The organism is Mucilaginibacter sp. CAU 1740, assembly GCF_039839285.1.
In the GTDB taxonomy this organism is placed as follows: Bacteria; Bacteroidota; Bacteroidia; order Sphingobacteriales; family Sphingobacteriaceae; genus Mucilaginibacter.
In genome coordinates, this window is sequence record NZ_JBDOQS010000003.1 from 387,675 (window position 1) to 407,261 (window position 19,587).

17 protein-coding genes are annotated in these 19,587 nt (G+C 42.7%); 10 read left to right on the forward strand and 7 right to left on the reverse strand.

Going from position 1 to position 19,587, the window contains the following annotated elements:
• Positions 1-8: 8 nt before the first annotated feature.
• The 4 genes from AAFN85_RS09235 to AAFN85_RS09250 form a co-directional block, all read right to left on the reverse strand.
• The gene (locus AAFN85_RS09235; RefSeq protein WP_347526876.1) at positions 9-3,032 is read right to left on the reverse strand and encodes a TonB-dependent receptor; all 3,024 of its coding nucleotides are present in this window, start codon (positions 3,030-3,032) and stop codon (positions 9-11) included.
• A 250-nt stretch (positions 3,033-3,282) separates the two neighbouring features.
• Positions 3,283-6,171, reverse strand: coding sequence for a triple tyrosine motif-containing protein (locus tag AAFN85_RS09240; RefSeq protein ID WP_347526878.1), 2,889 nt, complete (start codon positions 6,169-6,171; stop codon positions 3,283-3,285).
• Positions 6,172-6,274: 103 nt separating this feature from the next.
• Entirely contained in the window at positions 6,275-7,231 is a 957-nt protein-coding gene (locus AAFN85_RS09245; RefSeq protein ID WP_347527115.1) for a rhodanese-related sulfurtransferase, read from the reverse strand.
• Between the two features lie 299 nt (positions 7,232-7,530).
• Positions 7,531-10,011 carry a DUF5686 family protein gene (locus AAFN85_RS09250; protein WP_347526879.1) on the reverse strand — a complete coding sequence of 827 codons (2,481 nt, stop codon included), beginning with the start codon at positions 10,009-10,011 and terminating at the stop codon, positions 7,531-7,533.
• A 131-nt stretch (positions 10,012-10,142) separates the two neighbouring features.
• On the opposite strand from AAFN85_RS09250, the gene kbl reads away from it, so the two are divergent.
• The 6 genes from kbl to AAFN85_RS09280 are packed head-to-tail and all read left to right on the forward strand — an operon-like array spanning position 10,143 to position 14,064.
• Positions 10,143-11,333: a glycine C-acetyltransferase gene (kbl, locus tag AAFN85_RS09255; RefSeq protein WP_347526880.1), complete on the forward strand. Its 1,191-nt coding sequence runs from the start codon at positions 10,143-10,145 to the stop codon at positions 11,331-11,333.
• 40 nt (positions 11,334-11,373) lie between these two features.
• Positions 11,374-11,631 carry a DUF6364 family protein gene (locus AAFN85_RS09260; protein WP_347526881.1) on the forward strand — a complete coding sequence of 86 codons (258 nt, stop codon included), beginning with the start codon at positions 11,374-11,376 and terminating at the stop codon, positions 11,629-11,631.
• The gene (locus tag AAFN85_RS09265) at positions 11,628-12,035 is read left to right on the forward strand and encodes a PIN domain-containing protein (protein WP_347526883.1); all 408 of its coding nucleotides are present in this window, start codon (positions 11,628-11,630) and stop codon (positions 12,033-12,035) included. Before AAFN85_RS09260 ends, AAFN85_RS09265 begins: the two co-directional genes overlap by 4 nt.
• Positions 12,035-13,069: a phenylalanine--tRNA ligase subunit alpha gene (gene pheS, locus AAFN85_RS09270; protein ID WP_347526884.1), complete on the forward strand. Its 1,035-nt coding sequence runs from the start codon at positions 12,035-12,037 to the stop codon at positions 13,067-13,069. The genes AAFN85_RS09265 and pheS overlap by 1 nt, the downstream gene beginning before the upstream one ends.
• The gene (locus AAFN85_RS09275; protein ID WP_347526886.1) at positions 13,066-13,479 is read left to right on the forward strand and encodes a hypothetical protein; all 414 of its coding nucleotides are present in this window, start codon (positions 13,066-13,068) and stop codon (positions 13,477-13,479) included. Before pheS ends, AAFN85_RS09275 begins: the two co-directional genes overlap by 4 nt.
• A gap of 3 nt (positions 13,480-13,482) precedes the next feature.
• Entirely contained in the window at positions 13,483-14,064 is a 582-nt protein-coding gene (locus AAFN85_RS09280; RefSeq protein WP_347526887.1) for a TetR/AcrR family transcriptional regulator, read from the forward strand.
• Here the strand turns inward: AAFN85_RS09280 and AAFN85_RS09285 are convergent.
• A complete protein-coding gene (locus AAFN85_RS09285) occupies positions 14,061-14,501 on the reverse strand; it encodes a hypothetical protein (protein WP_347526888.1) in 441 nt (146 codons plus the stop codon). The two genes, AAFN85_RS09280 and AAFN85_RS09285, sit on opposite strands and share 4 nt — an antisense overlap.
• Positions 14,502-15,036: 535 nt before the next feature.
• Between AAFN85_RS09285 and rlmD the strand changes: the two genes are divergently transcribed.
• From rlmD to AAFN85_RS09305, 4 genes are all read left to right on the forward strand, one after another.
• Positions 15,037-16,443, forward strand: a complete 1,407-nt coding sequence (gene rlmD, locus AAFN85_RS09290; protein ID WP_347526889.1) for a 23S rRNA (uracil(1939)-C(5))-methyltransferase RlmD — start codon at positions 15,037-15,039, stop codon at positions 16,441-16,443.
• A 154-nt stretch (positions 16,444-16,597) separates the two neighbouring features.
• The gene (locus AAFN85_RS09295; protein WP_347526890.1) at positions 16,598-16,993 is read left to right on the forward strand and encodes a hypothetical protein; all 396 of its coding nucleotides are present in this window, start codon (positions 16,598-16,600) and stop codon (positions 16,991-16,993) included.
• Between the two features lie 81 nt (positions 16,994-17,074).
• Positions 17,075-17,587 (forward strand): phosphoribosyltransferase family protein, encoded by a 513-nt coding sequence (locus tag AAFN85_RS09300; protein WP_347526891.1) that lies wholly within the window; start codon positions 17,075-17,077, stop codon positions 17,585-17,587.
• A gap of 29 nt (positions 17,588-17,616) precedes the next feature.
• On the forward strand, positions 17,617-17,760 hold the full coding sequence (locus tag AAFN85_RS09305) for a hypothetical protein (RefSeq protein ID WP_347526892.1): 144 nt from the start codon (positions 17,617-17,619) through the stop codon (positions 17,758-17,760).
• 256 nt (positions 17,761-18,016) lie between these two features.
• Here AAFN85_RS09305 and AAFN85_RS09310 read toward each other — a convergent pair whose 3' ends face one another.
• Positions 18,017-18,517 (reverse strand): shikimate kinase, encoded by a 501-nt coding sequence (locus AAFN85_RS09310; RefSeq protein ID WP_347526893.1) that lies wholly within the window; start codon positions 18,515-18,517, stop codon positions 18,017-18,019.
• Between the two features lie 10 nt (positions 18,518-18,527).
• Positions 18,528-19,586, reverse strand: a complete 1,059-nt coding sequence (locus tag AAFN85_RS09315) for an ABC transporter permease (RefSeq protein WP_347526894.1) — start codon at positions 19,584-19,586, stop codon at positions 18,528-18,530.
• Position 19,587 lies beyond the last annotated feature (1 nt).

Genomic DNA, 19,587 nt, shown 5'->3' on the forward strand with positions numbered 1-19,587 from the left:
TATATTGATTAAAAAGTAACGTTAACACCAAAGTTATAAGTAGCGTATAGCGGGTATACACTCGCGTCGATACCACGACTACCTACATCACCACCAATTTCGGGCGAGAAGCCTTTATAACCGAATAAGTTAATCGCGTTTTGCGCATTGGCATAAACCCTGATCCTTGATACATTCAGTTTTTTAAGGAAGTTGCCAGGCAAGGTGTAACCAAGCTGGGCGTTCCTCATCCTGAAGTAAGCACCACTTTCAACATAGAAAGAGTTAGGGGCGGCATTGCTGTTTTTACCAACATTTACCGATGGGTAGGTATTTGAGGTATTAGCACCATGCCAGCGGTGTTCGTAAAAATCCTGGGTGAAATTTTCGTTACCAAAGCGGTAAGCAATGTTGGCATTATATACGCTTACACCGGCCACACCCTGAAAATCTAAAGTAAGGTCAAAACTTTTGTAATTGAATGTAGTGTTGATACCGTAGTTGTATTTTGGCAACGGACTACCTAAAGCTACACGGTCGCGGCTATCCAGAATGCCATCGTTATTGGTATCCTGGTAAATGAAATCGCCGGGAGCAGCGCCGGTTTGTTTAGATGCAGCAACCTGCGCAGCTGTTTGGAAAATACCGGTTACTTTATAACCATAAAACTGACCTATAGGCTGGCCAACTACAGTACGTGTTGCCAACGCGCCATTGGCAATACCTGCGCCACCATCATAAATAGGGTTTTCGCCGGTTACAACTTTAAGCACTTTATTGCTGTTGATACCAAGGTTAGCGCTTACGCTATAGGTAAAACCGCTTGAAGGTGCGCCTTTCCAGCCTAATGAAAACTCCCAGCCCCTGTTTTGGATGCTGGCCTGGTTACCAATTAATGAGCTGTTATTGGTGCCCAATGAACCTGCTACCGGGATAGCGAAAATAGCATCCTGGGTTTCGCGGTTGTAGTAATCAGCCTCGAAAGTAAGTCTGTTATCAAGTAAACCGCCTTCGATACCAAAATCAGATGATACTGTTTTTTCCCAAACGATAGACGGAGGCACTATTGAGTTGATGCTTGCACCAGGATAAATAGTAGTTGGATTACCGAATAAGCCGGTTAGGTAAGGATCAGTAGCGATAACCTGTACGGTTGGGTTAATAGGTACACCAGAGTTACCTACCTTACCCCAGCTTCCGCGAAGTTTCAGGTTGCTGAACACTTTTTGATCTTTCATGAATCCTTCGTTGGTAACTACCCAGCCAGCACCTACCGATGGGAAGTAACCATAAGTATGATCGCCGTAGAACTGAGAAGCACCATCCCTACGGATAGAAGCATTTAACAGGTATTTATCTTTATACGAGTAGTTAACACGGGCAAACTGCGATAAGGCGCGAGTATGAATCTGACTGCCCGGAGTTGCCAGATAGTTCACATTTGTAGTATCAGGAAATGAACTACGGATGCTACCATTTTTTACGTAAGGAACGTAATCGGCATTACCTGCTATTTGTTTGGTAGTGTTGTTCTGCGCACTATAACCTAACAAAGCGGTGATTTTATGATCTTTTAATTTAACATCATAAGTTAAGGTGTTTTCCCAGATCCAGTTACGCACATCGGTATGGTTTATATCCAAACTGGTTTTATTGCTCTGTTGGCGCACAGTGGCCTGATATTCTGGTGTAAAATTCCGCACCTCATTTTGGCTGATATCGCCACCAAAGCTCGATTTAAACTTGAAGTTTTTAAGGAAGGTAACCTCGCCATAAGCGTTATAAGTAAAGCGCTTGTTTTTGGTGCGTTGGTTAAAAAAGTCGATCGTAGCTTGTGGGTTATAGTTATTACCATCACCTGTACCATAATCGTTAGGATCACCATAACCGCCATCGGCTTTGCGTACTGGTAAAGTAGGGGCGGCACCAAATAACTGGTGGAAAATATCGCCGCTTACATCACGCGATACATCAGATAAGCCGCTTGCAGTGTAACCAAACTTTAAGTTTTTGGTTGGCTTAAAATCATTAGATAAGTGAACTGTGTAGCGCTGATAGTTGTTGGTTTGCGCTAAACCATCCTGGTTAAGATAACCGAACGAATAATTGTAAGTGTATTTATCCGTACCACCGCTAATTGAACCTTCATGATTGGTAACAAATGCTTTGCGCAGTATTTGCTTGTACCAGTCGGTACCCTTGCCATAGCTAGCAGGATCGGCAAAAATAGGATCGCCACCGTTTAATGCTGATAGCTCATTAACCGCTGTAGCATATTCGGTACCATTAGCCATTTTAACCTGGTTGGTAACCGCCTGGAAACCTACGAAGCCATTGTAGTTAATAACAGGTTTGCCTTTAGTACCGCGTTTAGTACCAATCAATACCACACCATTGGCAGCACGGATACCGTAAATAGCAGTGCTCGAAGCATCTTTCAAAATGCTGAAGCTCTCGATATCCTGCGGGTTAAGGAAGCTGATATCATCATACCAAACACCATCAACCACAAATAATGGTTTAGTGTTACCATAGATAGTTCCTAAACCACGGATAGTAATATCAGGAGATTTACCCGGCGAACCGCTGTTGGTAATTTGCACGCCCGATACTTTACCTTGTAAACCGCTTAATGCAGTTGTTGATGCTTGTTTAGCTACATCGGCACCTTTCACGGTGGCAATAGAACCGGTTACATCAAGTTTACGTTGCGTACCGTAACCAATAACAACAACCTGCTGTAACTCGTTGGTTTGCGGCTGCAGTGTTATGTTAATAGTTGTTTGCGTACCTGCTGCTACTGTTTGTGTAGTGTAGCCTATATAAGCAACATTTAACGTGGAATTTGCGGGGGCGTTAAGCGTGAACGCGCCATTTACATCTGTTTGGGTACCTACTGTTGTTCCTTTAACTGAAACAGACACGCCTATCAGGGCTTCGCCTGTTTTGCCATCAGTTACTTTACCTTTTATTGTAACGTTTTGTGCAAACGCTGCGTCATAGCAAAATAACAGTAACAACATCAACCCTGAAATAGTAAATATTCTTTTCATAGTGGTTAATAAATAATACGGAATTGAAAAAATAATTGGTTTATTGATTTGCAAAGCTGAACAGATATTCAACTTTTAGCAAATAATATAACTCAACATTAATACACCACTATAAGAATACTTTCACAATAAATGTTTTTACAAAACATAACATACTATTTAACAACAAGTTAAATACGCCTCTACTACTACACAAGCTGCACACAAAGCAATGCTTCGGATTGACACAATGAGAGGTAATGATGTAGTGTTATAACTCGATGAGAAACTCTGTTAAGTTTTTATCATGCTCCAGATTGAGCTTTTTTCGCAATCGATAACGCCTGATCTCCACCCCGCGTAAGGTGATGTTAAGCAGCGAGGCGATCTCCTTACTATTCATGTTCATACGCAGGTAGGCACACAGTTTAAGATCGTTTGGAACGAGGTCGGGATGGTCGGCTTTTAGCTTTTTGAAAAAGTTTTCGTGGGCTTCGTTAAAACTGGTTTCGAAAATGTTCCAGTCGCGGTCGTCGCTCATTCCTTCGTCAATAACTTTCTGAATGCGACGGAGCTGATCATCGGCCAATTTTTTGCCGTCGCCACCTTTTAGGTGTGTTAGCTCGTCGCTTATTTTTTGCAGCAGCTCGTTTTTGTAAACGATGTTCATGGCCGAGTTAGCCAGCTCGCGGTTTTTGCTTGCCAGATCGGCCTGCAATTGTTCGTTTTTTATGTTGATGATGTGCTGCTCATTGGCGATGGCTTCCTGCTTTAAAAACTCCTCTTTTTCGGTTTGCAGCTTTTGCTGGATCTGTTGCTGATGTTTTACCAGTTTAAGCTGATAATAATACCTGATGGCATAATACAACAGCACTGCCAACAGCAAATAAAACACGATGGCTATTTTACCTGCATACCATGGTGGCAATACGGTAAATGTGATGATTGATATGCCCGATTGATATTGATCATTAACCTTAGCCCTTACCTTGAAATGATAAGTGCCCTGGTTAAGGTTGGTAAATTCCTTCTGGCTTTGCGGCGTCCACTCGCTCCATTGGTGCGAATATCCCTCTAAAAAATATTGAAAGCGAACTTTTGCCTGCGTGTAATAAGGCAGCGAATAACTTATGCGGATGTTGTTTTCGGCATAAGGGATCTCAATAGGCTCGCTAAATCCTGCCGCCTCGCTGATCAGCGAAACTTTATCAGTTACGTTCTCGATCCTTCTGATCAGTACATCAGGTATTTTATTAGTATTAAGCTGCCTTGCATCGGCATCGTTCAATATCACAAAGCCATCGTCAACACTTATCAGGTAAGTTGAATTATTGATGCTGTTGATGGTTTCGTAATGCTGCACCATCTGGCCGTTAAGGATCGAAAACCTGTTGGTATCGATACTCAGCTTACCCGGTGCCGACATATCGGCCAACCCTACCCTGCCCTGGTTAATGAACCAATATTTTTTGCCTATGGCTTTGATTATCTTACTGGCCGTGGCGAATGTGCCCAACTTGCTGTTAAGCTGCTGGTATTTATAAAAGCGATCGGTAATATCGTCATAAACATAAAAACCGGAATCGGACGAGAATACTACGCGGTTATCCAGGTCAAATACGTTGATGTTATAACTACCCGGTAAACCATGTTTCTGATCGTAATAAACATGTGATACTACCGAACGTTGATCGGCACTGAGCGTTAATTTATAGATGCCCTTGTAGGCATGACTTACCCAGATCTGCCCTTTGGCGTCCCGTTCAACGTAGCGCGACGGCTCGCTGAATCCTGCCAGCTTGTAACTGTATTGCCAGTTGCCGGCTGCATCTTTACGATAAACAGCCAAACCTGTGTAGGTCCCCTGCACCAGCATATCGGTCGCTAACTTTTTGATTGTCCAACCGCCGGTTACGTCCGAGATCTTTTTGATTGAGGCCCCGTTTACCTGGTACGTGCCATCGTTATGCCCGCAAAGCAAACGGTTATCCTGTAACGAAAGGTCCCAAACCTGTCCTTGCGAGCCGGGGATGAGCCTAAAATCAAATGTTTGTACGGTATGGTTATCTCCCAACCAATCGCTGTAAAAAAGGCCTTGATTAGTGCCGAGGTAGATCTTGTTATCAAAAATAATACTGGAGTAAACCGTGCCGAACCTGCCCGTTTTATCAAAATAAAAGTACAAGGGAGAGTTAACCTCTATCCTGTCAATCCCGTTATCCAAACCGGCCCAAAGGTTTTGGCCGGCATCGGTATAAAGGCTCAAAACGGTATTGTTTTGCATACCGCTTGCCTTGTTAATGTGCTGCACCACATGCCCTGCTGTATCGATGATCACAATACCATTAAGGATAGTGCCGAAAGCGAAGTATTTACCGGCTATCGCCGCGCCATTGTTTAACTGGTAGGTTGTTAAAAAACCGTTAGCCTGGTTAGCCCATGGTTTTACCGTTTTGCCATCGTAAATAAACAAACCGTTTTTTGCAGTACCGATAAGGTATTTATTATGCTGAAAAGGCAAAATGGATAGCACGCCGCTTGCACCTAAAATATCGCTGCCAGCAATATACTCAAGCTTTGATCCTTTAAGTTCAAAAATACCTTTGGTTAATTGCTCGATGAAAAAATGGTTTCCGGCCTTGAAAAGAAACAGATAAGGCTCGCGTGTTTTTACAACCTCAATTTTCCCATTCGAGTAAATATATATTGCCCCGAACGACTGGAAAAGCACCCTGTTTTTATCGCAATATATTTTCCAGATCTCTTCGGTAACGGGTAAAAAGTTTTTGGGTACCAGGTTGGTAAGCGATGTATATTTTAAAATGCCTTTACTGTTGTTACTCCAATAACCAAACTCGCCATAGCCTCCGGCATAAACCCTGCCCTTGCCATCGGCACTTACCGAACGTACTATCAAGCCGTTGGGCATATGGTATTGCTGCCAGTACTTGCCATCAAAAGTGAGCAAACCTTCGGCGTTGCCAAAGTACATCATATCGTGCTCGTCGCGCGTAACCGACCAGTTTTGGTTGCCGAACTGGTAAGTGGCCTTGGTGTAGTTTTGAATATAAGGAACACCTACACTTTTAATATCAACCGAAAAAGCCGGATAAACAGAGATAAGTACAAGAACTACAAAAAGAAACGGGAATTTACGCATGGCTTAAAACGGCTCAGTTCACGAAAGTAATATTTGTACCCGACAAAATAAAAAAGCCTACGCTTAGGTAGGCTTTGTGCTATAACTTATAAGGCCAAATGGATTAAACCACCGGCTGTAGTTTATTTTTGCTGATGTTTACCGGCTGAGGTACTTTTACATAGTAACCGGTGCCGTCATATACACGCTTGCGCGGATGCTCTTTACATGCATCGCTGCAGCAACCGTCCATCGCTTCACCGCATTCATCGCACTGGGTAAAATGCTCATTGCACTCAGGGTTGGCACAATTGATCATTTTAGGCGTAGTTTTACCGCAATTAAAGCAGGTTGAAATAACAACCGGGTTAACGCTGTTCACATCAACCGATAGGCGGTTATCAAACACATAGCATTTGCCTTCAAAATCTTCGCCACCGGCTTCTTTACCGTATTTAATTATACCGCCGTGCAATTGGTAAACTTCCGGGAAACCTTCGTGCAATAATAAAGCAGATGCCTTTTCGCATTTGATGCCACCGGTACAATAGGTGAGGATCTTTTTATCCTTGTATTGCGCCAATTGGTTAATCATATCCGGAAAATCGCGGAAGTTATCGATATCAAGCGTTACCGCGTTTTTGAATTTACCTAAGGAGTGTTCGTAGTTTGAGCGCACATCAAGCACAACCACATCATCTCTATCCTTCATTGCCAAAAACGCCTGCGGTTCCAGGTGGATGCCGGTTTTTTGCTTCGGATCGATCACATTAGGATCGCGCAGACCAGAGTGAACTATCTCCGATTTATAGCGAACATGCATTTTCACGAACGATGGAGTATCAACCTCATCAATTTTGAACTCGGTTTTGGCGAAGCGCTCGTCGGCATGTATGGTTTCCATATAGGTTTTGCAAGCCTCAACACTACCAGAAACGGTACCGTTAAGTCCTTCATCGGCCACAATAATACGACCGGTTAAACCTACGCTTTTACAAAATTTTAAATGATCGGCAGCAAATTGCTCGCCATCAGCTATTGTTGAATAACAATAGTACAAAAGGGTATTATACATTTCCATAAAATCATTGATACTGCTGCAAACAGTGTTAAATGAGCGGCGCAAATGTAATGATTTTGGGTGAATGGTGGAATAGTTGATTAAGTGAATGGTTTAGGAAGCTGTTTAAAATATATAAAAGCCGTCATTGCGAGGCACGAAGCAATCCCCAATAAGCAGAGAGGCCATGCGAATTTGCCCTGTAAAGTAGGGGATTGCTTCGTACCTCGCAATGACGTTCGAAGAGATGCCAGTTTTATTTAATAAGATTAATTGCTTCTTATTTAACCTAATCAACCACTCTCCCAATCAACCCAAAATTACCTGATACCATAGAATATCCTAAACCCTTGCAGGTATTTTTTATCACCAGCATAAGAAATACCGTAATCAACCCGGAATATAAGGCGTTGCACACCTACGTAAAACTCGCGATAGTTGCGGTTGTTTTTGGTGGTGAGATAGTTGGCACCGATGATCTCTTCCAGTTTGGCTTTGCGTAACAGTGGGATGTGGTTAAACAACGAGCCTGCGAAATTATGCTGATAATGCGCTTCTAAAAACGCGCCGTTGGTACTGTAGGTGTAAAACGGCAAGAAGTGGAAGCTGCCTACATAAGTTGGATCGAAGGTTGTACCCTGGTTACCTAAAAAGTGGTTATAATCCATGTAGTACAACTTGTTGTTGTTAATGAAACCACCACCGGATATCTTGAACGATGAATAACCCGATAAGCCAACCTGGATCTGATCCTGCGAAATATCAACCGAAGCAAAATCATAATCCACATCCGAACCTAAAATACTTTTGAAGCCCTTACGGTAGTTAACTTTTAACATCGGATATTTCGACTTGAGGTTGAATTTACCAGTAGGCCGGGTTTCATAACGCTGATCGAACGTAAACGTGGCCGAAGCATTAAACACCAACGCCTGGTTATCCGGGAACAGAAATGAATGATCTTCCGGAGGCGTGCCCGGAGGTGCCAATGGATTATTTGATGTAAACTCTCGCTCCTTAATGTCTTTTAATTTACCAAAAGAGGTGTTATACAATTGCGACCTGCTTGAGTATGAAAAACCGCCTTTCAGCAATACACCGTTTGCTACCTCGCGCTGATAACCAAAATCGCCGTAATGGCTGCGGTAATATTTAACGTAGTTGTTTTCGCTTAGTAAAGTACTCAGTGTGTTGAAGTATAACGAGCGTGTACCAACGTTGTTGAGATCGAGTACATCACTGCCAAAATCGGCATAAAACTTAGCCGAATGGAATGGATCATTCAGGTACTCGGCTCCTACATTGGCACTGAATATTTTATTTGAGAAGCCATACCGCACAGCAGGCGTAATGGTAAGCGAATGAAAATCATCAATAGTGCGGATATAACTTACCTTGGCATTGATACCAAAACCTTCTACCGTGTTGTAGTAAAACGTTTGAATAAAGGGGAATATGTACAGCGAATCGCGCTTGCTTTTATTACTTGCCGCGTAACCAAATATCAAATAACCTGGGTAATTAATATGGTTTTTATGATGCTGCAGCGAATCGAGATATTTATCGGTTTTTTGGTATTCGGTAATGGCGTCTTTCTTTTGGTAGTCGCGCTCTTCAAAAGCGGTTAAAGGAATAGGGCGTGCTTCGGCCCAGTAATTAGGCTTTTTGCTATTAGCTACGGTATCTACCTTCAATATCTCGCCGGTAAAAAAGCCATCAGGGAAGGTTGGGTTTACCTTATAATTATTGTAAACCGCTGCATAATATCCACCAAATTTGAAGCCTAAAACAGCACCTTTAAAGTTATATTGGGTTGAGGCCGGCATCCATACGCTATCTGTAATAGCTATGTATTGCTGCCTGATGCTTAATGTATCAACCAGGTTAAGGTTGCTTACTTTGTTATCAACAAAAAAATCGACACTGTAAATACGCCAGTCGCCTTCTACAATATAAATATCTCCCTGAAAATATTGCCCATGGTCGCGCTTTGGGGTAATATGGATCTTATCGATAGTATGTCCGTTCTCTACGGATGTACCCAGCAACTTATAATTATAAAACTGCGGTCCGTAAGATGCTATAGGTGATACGAAGCCCCTTGATGCCAAACCGGGAATAGTAAATACATTCTCGTAAAAGTTAGCCTGCAGGTCGGAGGCTTTTTTATAGCCGAAAGCTGTATTCTGACCAGCCATACGGTTGGCTATGGTTATCTCCTTGATCTTGTTGGGTTTTTGAAAATTATATTCTGATAACGATTCTGATTGATAAAGGATCCCACGGCCGTTCGAATCCAGATCTAAAGTTTTCTGTACCTCCTGCCCTATCATTGATTTAGGAACACTCAGCAGCTTTTGCACGCCTTTTATATAAACCGCGCAGGAAAACGAAGTGGCTTCCTCCATATAGTACTTGCGCTTTTTAATTACTTGCTTAATGATGGTATCGGCAGCATCGCGGTTTTTGCGGTAGGTTTCAGATACCCTGCCGGTATTAAACTGCTCATCAGCCATTTGTACGTTGTGTTGCTGATCCTGGTCGGCTACGGTTACATCTTCTATTTTTTCAGTATAACCTACACTCCGATAAATTACTTTATAGGTGCCGGGCGCTAATTTAAACTGGTAAACACCGTTCTCATTAGCGGTAGTACCGTAAGTTGAATTGCGGATATAGATAGACACGAACGGAATTACCGCGCCGTTTTTATCAGTTATTTTCCCCGATAGCAGGGCTTGTTGTGCCGATGCGGTTATGGCGCATAAAACGGCTATGAATAGTAGTATATATCTTCTCATATCTTTCAACTGTTTAATGCGTTATGCCCTAAAAATGTTTTATTACACACTTAATAATTATTTAAGGTTTAATAAACCTTAGTAAATGCCGCTTAATGCTTAATTTTGCACCCTTATAAAACACGCATACTATGTACAACACCCTAAAGCCGGTTTTACAGCAGGAACTTACCGACATTGAGAATGCCGGTTTATACAAAAAAGAACGCATCATTACATCGCCGCAAGGTGCCGATATTACCGTGCAAAGCGGTGCCGAAGTGATCAACTTTTGCGCTAACAACTACCTCGGTTTATCGGGCAATGCCAAAGTGATCCAGGCTGCTAAAGATGCTATGGATACGCATGGTTACGGCTTATCTTCTGTACGTTTTATTTGCGGCACTCAGGATATCCACAAAGAACTTGAAAAAAAGATCGCCGAATTTTTAGGCACTGAAGATACTATACTTTACGCCGCGGCATTTGATGCCAACGGCGGCGTGTTCGAGCCATTGTTCAATGACCAGGACGCTATTATTTCTGACGAATTGAACCACGCCTCGATCATAGACGGTGTGCGCCTGTGCAAAGCACAACGCCACCGCTACAAACACGATGACATGGCCGATCTGGAAGAAAAGCTAAAAGCTACCCAGGATCTGCGTCACCGCATCATTGTAACCGATGGCGCGTTCAGCATGGACGGCACCATTGCCCAGTTGGATAAAATTTGCGATCTGGCTGACAAATACAATGCTTTGGTAATGATTGATGAGAGTCATTGCTCGGGCTTTATGGGCAAAAGCGGTCGCGGTACGCACGAGCATCACAATGTGATGGGCCGTATTGATATCATTACAGGTACTTTAGGTAAAGCATTAGGCGGCGCATCAGGTGGTTTTACATCTGGTCGTAAAGAAATTATTGATATGCTGCGCCAGCGTTCACGCCCGTACCTGTTCTCGAACACTTTGGCTCCGGCTATTACCGGCGCTTCAATAGCGGTACTGGATATGCTGAGCGAAACTACCGAACTGCGCGACAAGCTGGAAAGCAATACCCAGTACTTCCGCCAAAAAATGACCGAAGCCGGTTTTGACATTAAACCAGGCGTGCATCCTATAGTCCCAGTTATGTTGTACGATGCCAAGCTGGCCCAGGAGTTTGCTGCTAAAATGTTGGATGAAGGTATTTACGTGATAGGTTTTTATTATCCGGTAGTACCTCAAGGCAAAGCGAGGATCAGGGTACAGATCTCGGCAGCACACGATCAGCATCATTTGGATAAGGCTATCGCAGCGTTTACAAAGGTTGGTAAGGAGCTTGGGGTATTGAAATAAGGTAAATTGTCTTATTTTTGTATATTGACAATAAAAAATTATGGCAAAGCTGATTTTAGATATTGAGCCGGATTTGATCGACAAGATCAGGGATGTAGCTGAGAAGAGAAATATCAGTCTTTCAGAATTAGCAAAAAAGCTATTTATCAAAGAAACTGAAACCAGTACTTATGTGCCGGTTAAAAGGGAAGATTTTCCTGATTGGATAAAAAAGCTAACGTTTGCTAAAGAACCGACACCAGATTTTGATGCCAAAAAAGAATATGGTGATCATATTATGAGGAAATACGGACTATGAATCTTTTCTTAGATTCTGACATTTTATTGGATGTTATTTTAGATCGTATCCCTCACTACGAGTTCTCCGGCCAGGTTCTGTTACTTGCTGATCAACCAGATTTTTATTGCTGCACCACTGTACATGCTTTGTTAAATGTACATTATGTTACAAAAAGGCATTTGGGTTTAAAAATTGCCAATGAGGCAGTGGTGGTATTATTTAATAAAGTACATATCATACCTGAAGACAGCACAACTATTGAACAGGCTATGCAGTCTGATTTTAAAGACTTTGAAGATGCGGTTCAATATTTTGCGGCAAAAAGCGCCGGGGCTGATGCAATCATCACCCGAAATATAAAAGACTATACAAACTCAACAATACCGGTTTTAACAGCCGAACAATTTTTAAATACATTATAATGCAAGCTCAGATAGACCAATATACCGCCGAGATCAATGCTTTTTCGCCGGCAAATGCCGATGAAGTGGAAGCGTTCCGTATTAAATTTTTAGGCACCAAGGGTATTATTAAAGACCTTTTTGAGCAATTTAAAACCGTTGGCCCCGAAGAGAAACGCACCTTTGGTAAAGTACTTAACGAGTTTAAACAACTTGCCGACGCCAAATACAACGAACTGAAAGAAAACATCGGCACCAGCACACAAAGTAAAGGCAATGACCTTGACCTTACTTTACCTGGTGATGGTTTCGCGGTAGGTTCACGTCACCCGTTATCATTAATCCGTAACGAGATCATCGATATTTTTAAACGTTTAGGTTTCGTTGTTGCCGAAGGTCCCGAAATTGAAGACGACTGGCATAACTTCTCTGCCCTGAACTTCCCAGATGAGCACCCGGCCCGTGATATGCAGGATACCTTCTTTATTAAAAAGAACAACGGTAAAGATGATATCGCCCTGCGTACCCATACCTCATCGGTACAGGTAAGGATGATGGAACATGGTAAACCACCGTTCCGCGCTATTATGCCGGGCAGGGTTTATCGTAACGAGGCTATTTCTGCCCGTGCGCATTGCTTTTTTCACCAGGTGGAGGGTTTATATGTTGATGAGAATGTATCATTCTCTGATTTGAAACAAACACTTTACCACTTTGTACAGGAGCTTTATGGCGAGGGTACCAAAGTAAGGTTCCGCCCGTCGTACTTCCCGTTCACCGAGCCATCGGCCGAGATGGATATTTCATGTACCATTTGCGGCGGCGCAGGCTGTAACATGTGTAAACACACCGGTTGGGTTGAGATTTTAGGCTGTGGCATGGTTGATCCTAACGTTTTGGAAAACTGCGGTATCGACAGTAAAAAATATACCGGCTTTGCCTTTGGTATGGGAATGGAGCGTATCGCCAACCTTAAATACGTGATCCGCGATTTGCGCTTGTTCTCTGAAAATGATATACGCTTCCTGAAACAGTTCCAAACTGAAATGCTATGAGGCAACTCACGATAATACTACTGGTAGCTATCAGTTGCTTTTCGTGCGGAAAAGCAACTGATAACATACCCAGCATCCCGGTAAATTACCAGGCCGCTTTGGGTACGCCTGCTCTATCGCCGCTTAACGTTGCCGGCGGAACAGTTGTAATTAATGGCTATGGCGTAGCCGGACTGATCATCTATCGCAAAATAAACGGTACTTACGCCGCTTACGACAGGTGCAGCAGCTACCAGCCCGAAAAAAAATGCGCCTGTACCCCCGATGGTACCGGATTTACCGTTACCGACCCATGCAGCGGCTCGAAATTTAGTTTAGAGGATGGCACACCGGTTAAAGCGCCGGCCACAAAAGCTTTAAGAAGCTACAGGGTATCTGTTACCCAGTTTGAAATTCAAGTGACTAATTAATTAATGGAAGCCGATAAAATTAAAGATAGTATTAAAAGGGCGGCACAGGAGCTTTTCCGCAAATTCGGGTACCATAAAACCAGCGTAAACGAAATTGCCAAAAAAGCCAAAATTGCCAAGGCTACCATCTATAAATATTTCGACAGTAAAGAGGCTGTACTACACGTACTGCTAATGGACTACATTAAAGCCAGCGTTGACGACCTGGTAGAAAGCAATGCCCCGGATATTGATGAAGAAGCCTATCTTAACGGCCTCATCATGAAAACCTGCCGCCTTTCCTACACCATCTGTAACGAGTTTATCGGCTGGGATTTTATCCGCGAATCGGCCAACTCACAGGATTTTTTAAAGAACCTTTCTAATGAGTTGGAAGAGTTACTTATGGCTTCATTTATCCAGCTACCCGGCATCCGCAAGCACGAAACTTATCAGCAGCGTTTACGCTTTTTGATCAAATGCAGTAAGAGTATTGTGTTTAGTTTCGCGTTTACTTCAGTGAGTGATTCGGATGTGAGGAAGAATTTTGTTTCTTTTCAGAAGGAGATTTTGCCTTATTTGGTGAAAGCAGCTATTTCAGTTTAGCTAACTAATCGCCAGCACATCAACAAAACATTGTGCAATAGGTTGTGTTCGTAACCATCGCTGGTATGAAAAACAAATTCATTGTTTTGTTTATCTAAAATGGGTAATTCATCCCATTCCGGCTTATTCTTTTTCGTTATCTGAAATGGGTAGGTTTTAATATCAGCAATATCCTGGAAGCTAATACTGAATATTTTTTCACCCGTATAGCCGATAACCTGTTTTGTGCACAACAATGTCCATTGATTAGAGGGCTTTGTAAAAAAAATGACCGGAAGTCCACTTACCTCTTCATTTATATTTGATTTCAAATAAGCTTTTATAGATTCAGAAAGTTCATTAAAGAACAATGTATAAGGGTTTGCTCTCTTGTAAATCCCATGTTTACCGGCTTTCCACATTATCCGGTTAAGCATATATTCATTCGTCCTTTCCATATCTCTAAAATATTAAGATTTTTCAAACCTTCGAAATTAAACCATATACCAATTTGGTTTTTGGTTTAATTTTATTATGTTAGCATAGTAAAATTTAATATTATGAGCCGCGAACTAATTTATTTTTCTGAATTGATAGATGAACAATTTGAGATAGAAGCTATAGAGGTTGAGGAAGATGCAATTGCTTATTTATTAAGCTTTTTGATTAACTTCTAATGGTGCTATGCATGCAGCATTCGTTATTCTTGTTAAATAACAGGCTTTGGTTCAATATTAAGAACATTGGCCGCTCATTTGCCGCGGAGGCTGTTACTTTTGGCTTGGCCCAAAAGTAACCAAAAACCCAAGACAGAAAAAAGTTTCTACCCATAAGGCCAACTCCGGCCCGCTTTTCTGTCAGGCCACCGCTCGGGTTTATTTGACAGGCAATATCCTCCCTTCAACCCTTTCTTTTTCCTTTCGCCTTTAACCTTTCCCTTTCACCTCCCTCCCATTTTCAGGATTAAATAAATAGGGTTAACTTTGCAGCCTGATGAGTAAAGCGAATAAACCCAAGTTTTTTGAGAACGTACAGATCATTGATATTGCCGAAGAAGGCAAAGGTGTAGGCAAAGCCGACGATTTTGTACTTTTTGTTGATAAAGCCGTACCCGGCGATGTTGCCGATATACAAGTATACCGCAGCAAGAAAAACTTTGGCGAAGGCAAAATAACCGAACTAAAAACCCCTTCCGAATACCGTACACAGGCTTTCTGCGAACACTTCGGCACCTGCGGAGGCTGCAAATGGCAGCACATGACGTACGAGGCTCAGCTCAAATTCAAACAGAAATCTGTTTCGGACGCGTTAAGCCGTTTGGCTAAGATCAATGTAGATAGCATGATGCCTATCGTTCCCTCTCCGGCCGATAGATATTACCGCAATAAACTGGAGTACACTTTCTCCAACAAACGCTGGCTTTACGACGGCGAAAACAAGGAAGATGGCGAACTGAACATGAACGCCCTCGGTTTTCACATCCCTGGCCGTTTTGATAAAATATTGGATGTAAACCACTGCTACCTGCAGGCCGAACCATCTAATAGCTTACGTAACGAGATCCGCGATTTCACCTTACAAAACGGTTATACTTATTATGATCTGCGTAACCACGAAGGCATGCTTCGCAACCTGGTTGTACGTACCTCATCAACAGGAGAAAATATGGTGATCGTTGTTTTTGCTTATGCAGAGCAAAGCGAGATCGACAAACTGATGAGCCATATCGATGCCAAATTCTCGCAGATCACCTCGTTGCTTTACATCGTAAACCATAAAAAGAACGATACCATATTTGATCAGGATGTGGTGGCTTTTAAAGGCCCTGAATACATTCACGAAGAAATGAACGGGATCAAATTCCGTATCGGCCCGAAGTCGTTTTATCAAACAAACTCGGTACAGGCGTTGCGTTTGTACGAGATAACCCGCGATTTTGCTGATTTTAAAGGTGATGAACTGGTGTACGATCTTTATACCGGCGCAGGCACTATAGCCAACTTTGTGGCCGGTCATGTACGCGAAGTTGTTGGTGTTGAATATGTACCAACGGCTATCGAAGATGCCAAAGTAAACTCGGCCATCAACAATATCACTAACACCAAATTCTACGCTGGCGACATGAAAGATGTACTGGTAGCCGGTTTCGTAGCCGAACACGGCAAACCAGACGTGATCATTACCGATCCGCCACGCGCAGGTATGCACCCCGATGTAGTAGCCCGCTTAATGGAAATTGAAGCTCCCAAAATTGTTTACGTAAGCTGCAACGCTGCCACTCAGGCCCGCGACCTACTGGTGTTAAAGGAAAAATACGATACGGTAAAAATACAACCGGTAGATATGTTCCCGCATACCCAGCACGTGGAGAATGTGGTGTTGCTTGTTTTAAGAGGTTAGAGATTGGAGATAAGAGATTAGTTGTTTTTAGCTTATGAATCATAGTTCATAGCCGGAGTTATGAGTTGTGATCAGCGAAATCAACGTAATCAAAAAACATCAACGGTCAATAATCGGTGTAATCAAAAAACAATCGGTGTAATCCCAGAAAAAAATGAACCCGGAAGAATTACTTAATGAAAGCAATGATCGCAACAAACCGGCGGCTGATAGTCCGCTGATAAGTTTGGAGCGCGATTTGAAATATTTTAACGAATCAATAAAAGAAGTAGCTGAGGAAATCATGAACGAGGGGCTATCTTCTTACCCCATATTCGTTGCCCATCAGCATGAACTAAGCCTTGGCGAATTGATTTTGGATAAAAACGATCTTAACTCGGAGTGGAGCATTCACGCCTCTACCTTAGAAGAATTTGTTGAGCGCGATGTGATCAAACCCGTATTGAAAGATCGTTTTACAAAAAGCTACAAAGATCCATACCAGTATATGTGCGTTTTTGTGGTTGTGCCCGAGGGTGCCAACTTTGTATATTTTCCGTACGTAAAATAATATTGAAACTTAAAATATCGGGTTGCTTGTATAAGCCATACTTGTATATTTACCACTGTTTAGCCAACGTTACTGCATAACATGTCTGATAAAAAACTCCTCATATTAAATAAGCAACAAATTCAGCAAAAGCTGGACAGGATGGCCTACCAGATACTTGAAGATAATTTTGACGAGGAAGAAATACTCATAGCTGGCATCTTACCACGCGGTAACCATCTCGCAGCCCGCCTCAAAGCAATTCTGGATGGCATAGCCCCTTTTAAAAGCCGCCTGCTTACCATTGAACTTGAAAAGCAAAGCAGCAGCCTAAGCGCCAATATTGACTTTGAGGTTGAAGAATGCAGTAACAAAGCTGTGATACTGGTTGACGATGTATTGAACAGCGGCAAAACCCTCGCTTACGGCTTTGGGGTTTTCCTTGATGTTCCGCTTAAAAAACTACGCACCGCTATCTTGATCGACCGTAACCATAAAAGCTTCCCTGTTACTACCGATTTTGCAGGTATGGCTTTATCAACGGTTATTAAAGAACATGTTGATGTTGTGCTTGAGGAAGAGGATGGTGAAGAGGATGGGGTTTATTTGAGATAGGAAAATTGCTGTTTTAAATATTTCCTAAAATGGCAGATACAACTGAAAACACCAATGACTGGTGGGACAATTTATCTGAAGAACAAAAGCTCCACATTATCGAAGGAATAGAGGATGCCGAAAATGGGAGAACCATATCTTCTGAAGAATTTTGGAATCAGTTAAAAAACTAAAATGTTTCTCTTTTTGGCGTTGCCTGCGGCCGGGCTTTACGCTCATACGCCTGCAGGCCTTAGGCGCGAGGCCGGTATCCGCTTCAATCCCTAACGCTTTTGTCTGAACCGTGATTTGGGGTGATTTTTCAGATTATGGGATTTGATTAGCAAATTGGTTTGTCCTTGCCTCATCCTGACCTGAAAGTTCTTTAATCCTAAAAATCCCGTTCAGAAAAAAATCCTACTCATCCCAAAAATCTCCCCAAATCCCGGTTCAGACTTCTAATGCCTCCTCCAATTTCTCAACCGACATATCAATCCCTTCAACTATATTACTTGCCTGTAAATAGAAACGCTCACGTTCGGCAAGTTTCCCTGTTATAAATTCAACCAGCTCATCCCCCTTTTTACCTTGCAGTACCGGGCGAACAGTTTTGCTATTTTCCAACCTGTCGGCCAGTGTTTTGGGAGATAGTTTAATGTAGAGGGTTTTGCCATTGGCATTCATCCAATCTATATTATCAAAAAAGCAAGGCAGGCCGCCGCCGGTTGATACTACAGTATTTTCGGCGTATTCAGTTTCTTTCAGCACCTGCGATTCGAGGCTACGGAAAGCGTCTTCGCCAAACGACGAAAAATATTCGGCTATGCTCATGCCTGCTTTGGCTTCGAGCACGTGGTCGAGGTCAATAAATTCGTAGCCCCATTTGGCGGCCAGTTTGCGGCTCCAGGTTGTTTTGCCACAGCCCATAAAGCCCACAATAAAATATTTCATAAAAGTTTCTTCAGCTTAATTTTACCCGTGGATCTATCCACACGTAAACAATATCAACCAGGATACTGATCACCACAAATATAAACGCGATAAACAATATAGAGCCCATCACCACCGGAAAATCTGACATTTCGAGCGCATCTACCGTGGCTTTGCCCAGTCCATTATATCCAAAAATGTATTCCACAAAAAATGAACCTGCCAATAAGGATGCAAACCAGTTGGCAATAGCGGTAATTACGGGGTTCATGGCATTTTTAAGCGCGTGGCGATAAATAATAGCCCGGTTGCTTAGTCCCTTGGCTTTGGCCGTGCGGATATAATCCTGGCCCAGAACATCCAGCATGGCATTACGGGTAAGCTGCACAATAATAGCCAGCGGTCGTAAACCCAAAGTAATAACTGGCAGTACCAGATTTTTCAGGGTGATCACCTCCCCCTTAAACGGATCATAACTATATAAACTGCCCGACATGTTGAGGTGCGTGTAATTACTCAACACAAACCCAAAAATCCAGGCAATGATGATCCCCGCGAAAAACGAAGGCGCAGAAATACCCAATGTAGAGAAACTAAGGGCCAGCTTATCAATCCAGGTATCTTTATTCACTGCGCTCATCACACCTAAAAACACACCGATAATAATAGCGAATATCATGGCTGCGGCGGCGAGTATCAGTGTATTTGGTATCACCTCCAATAACAACGAAGCTACATCCTTACGGGTTTGATACGAGCGCCTTAAATAAGGCCATTTTAAAGCCAGTACTTTATGCTCGCTAACCGGGAATAGATTTATATAGCCGTAGCGTTGCTGTTCTTCAGCAGTATTTAAATGAATCCCTATTGGTGAAAGATCATTTACATAGTAGACAAACTGCACCGGCACAGGTTTATCCAGACCGAACTCTTTGCGTACGGCCTGTAGCGATTGTACATCGGCACGTTGGCCCTGTGTCATACGGGCGGGATCAACCGGCAGGATATTGAACAGGAAAAATACAACAACCACTACCCCCAGCATTACTGCCAGTCCGTACAATAATTTGCGGAGGAGGTAGGGGATCATT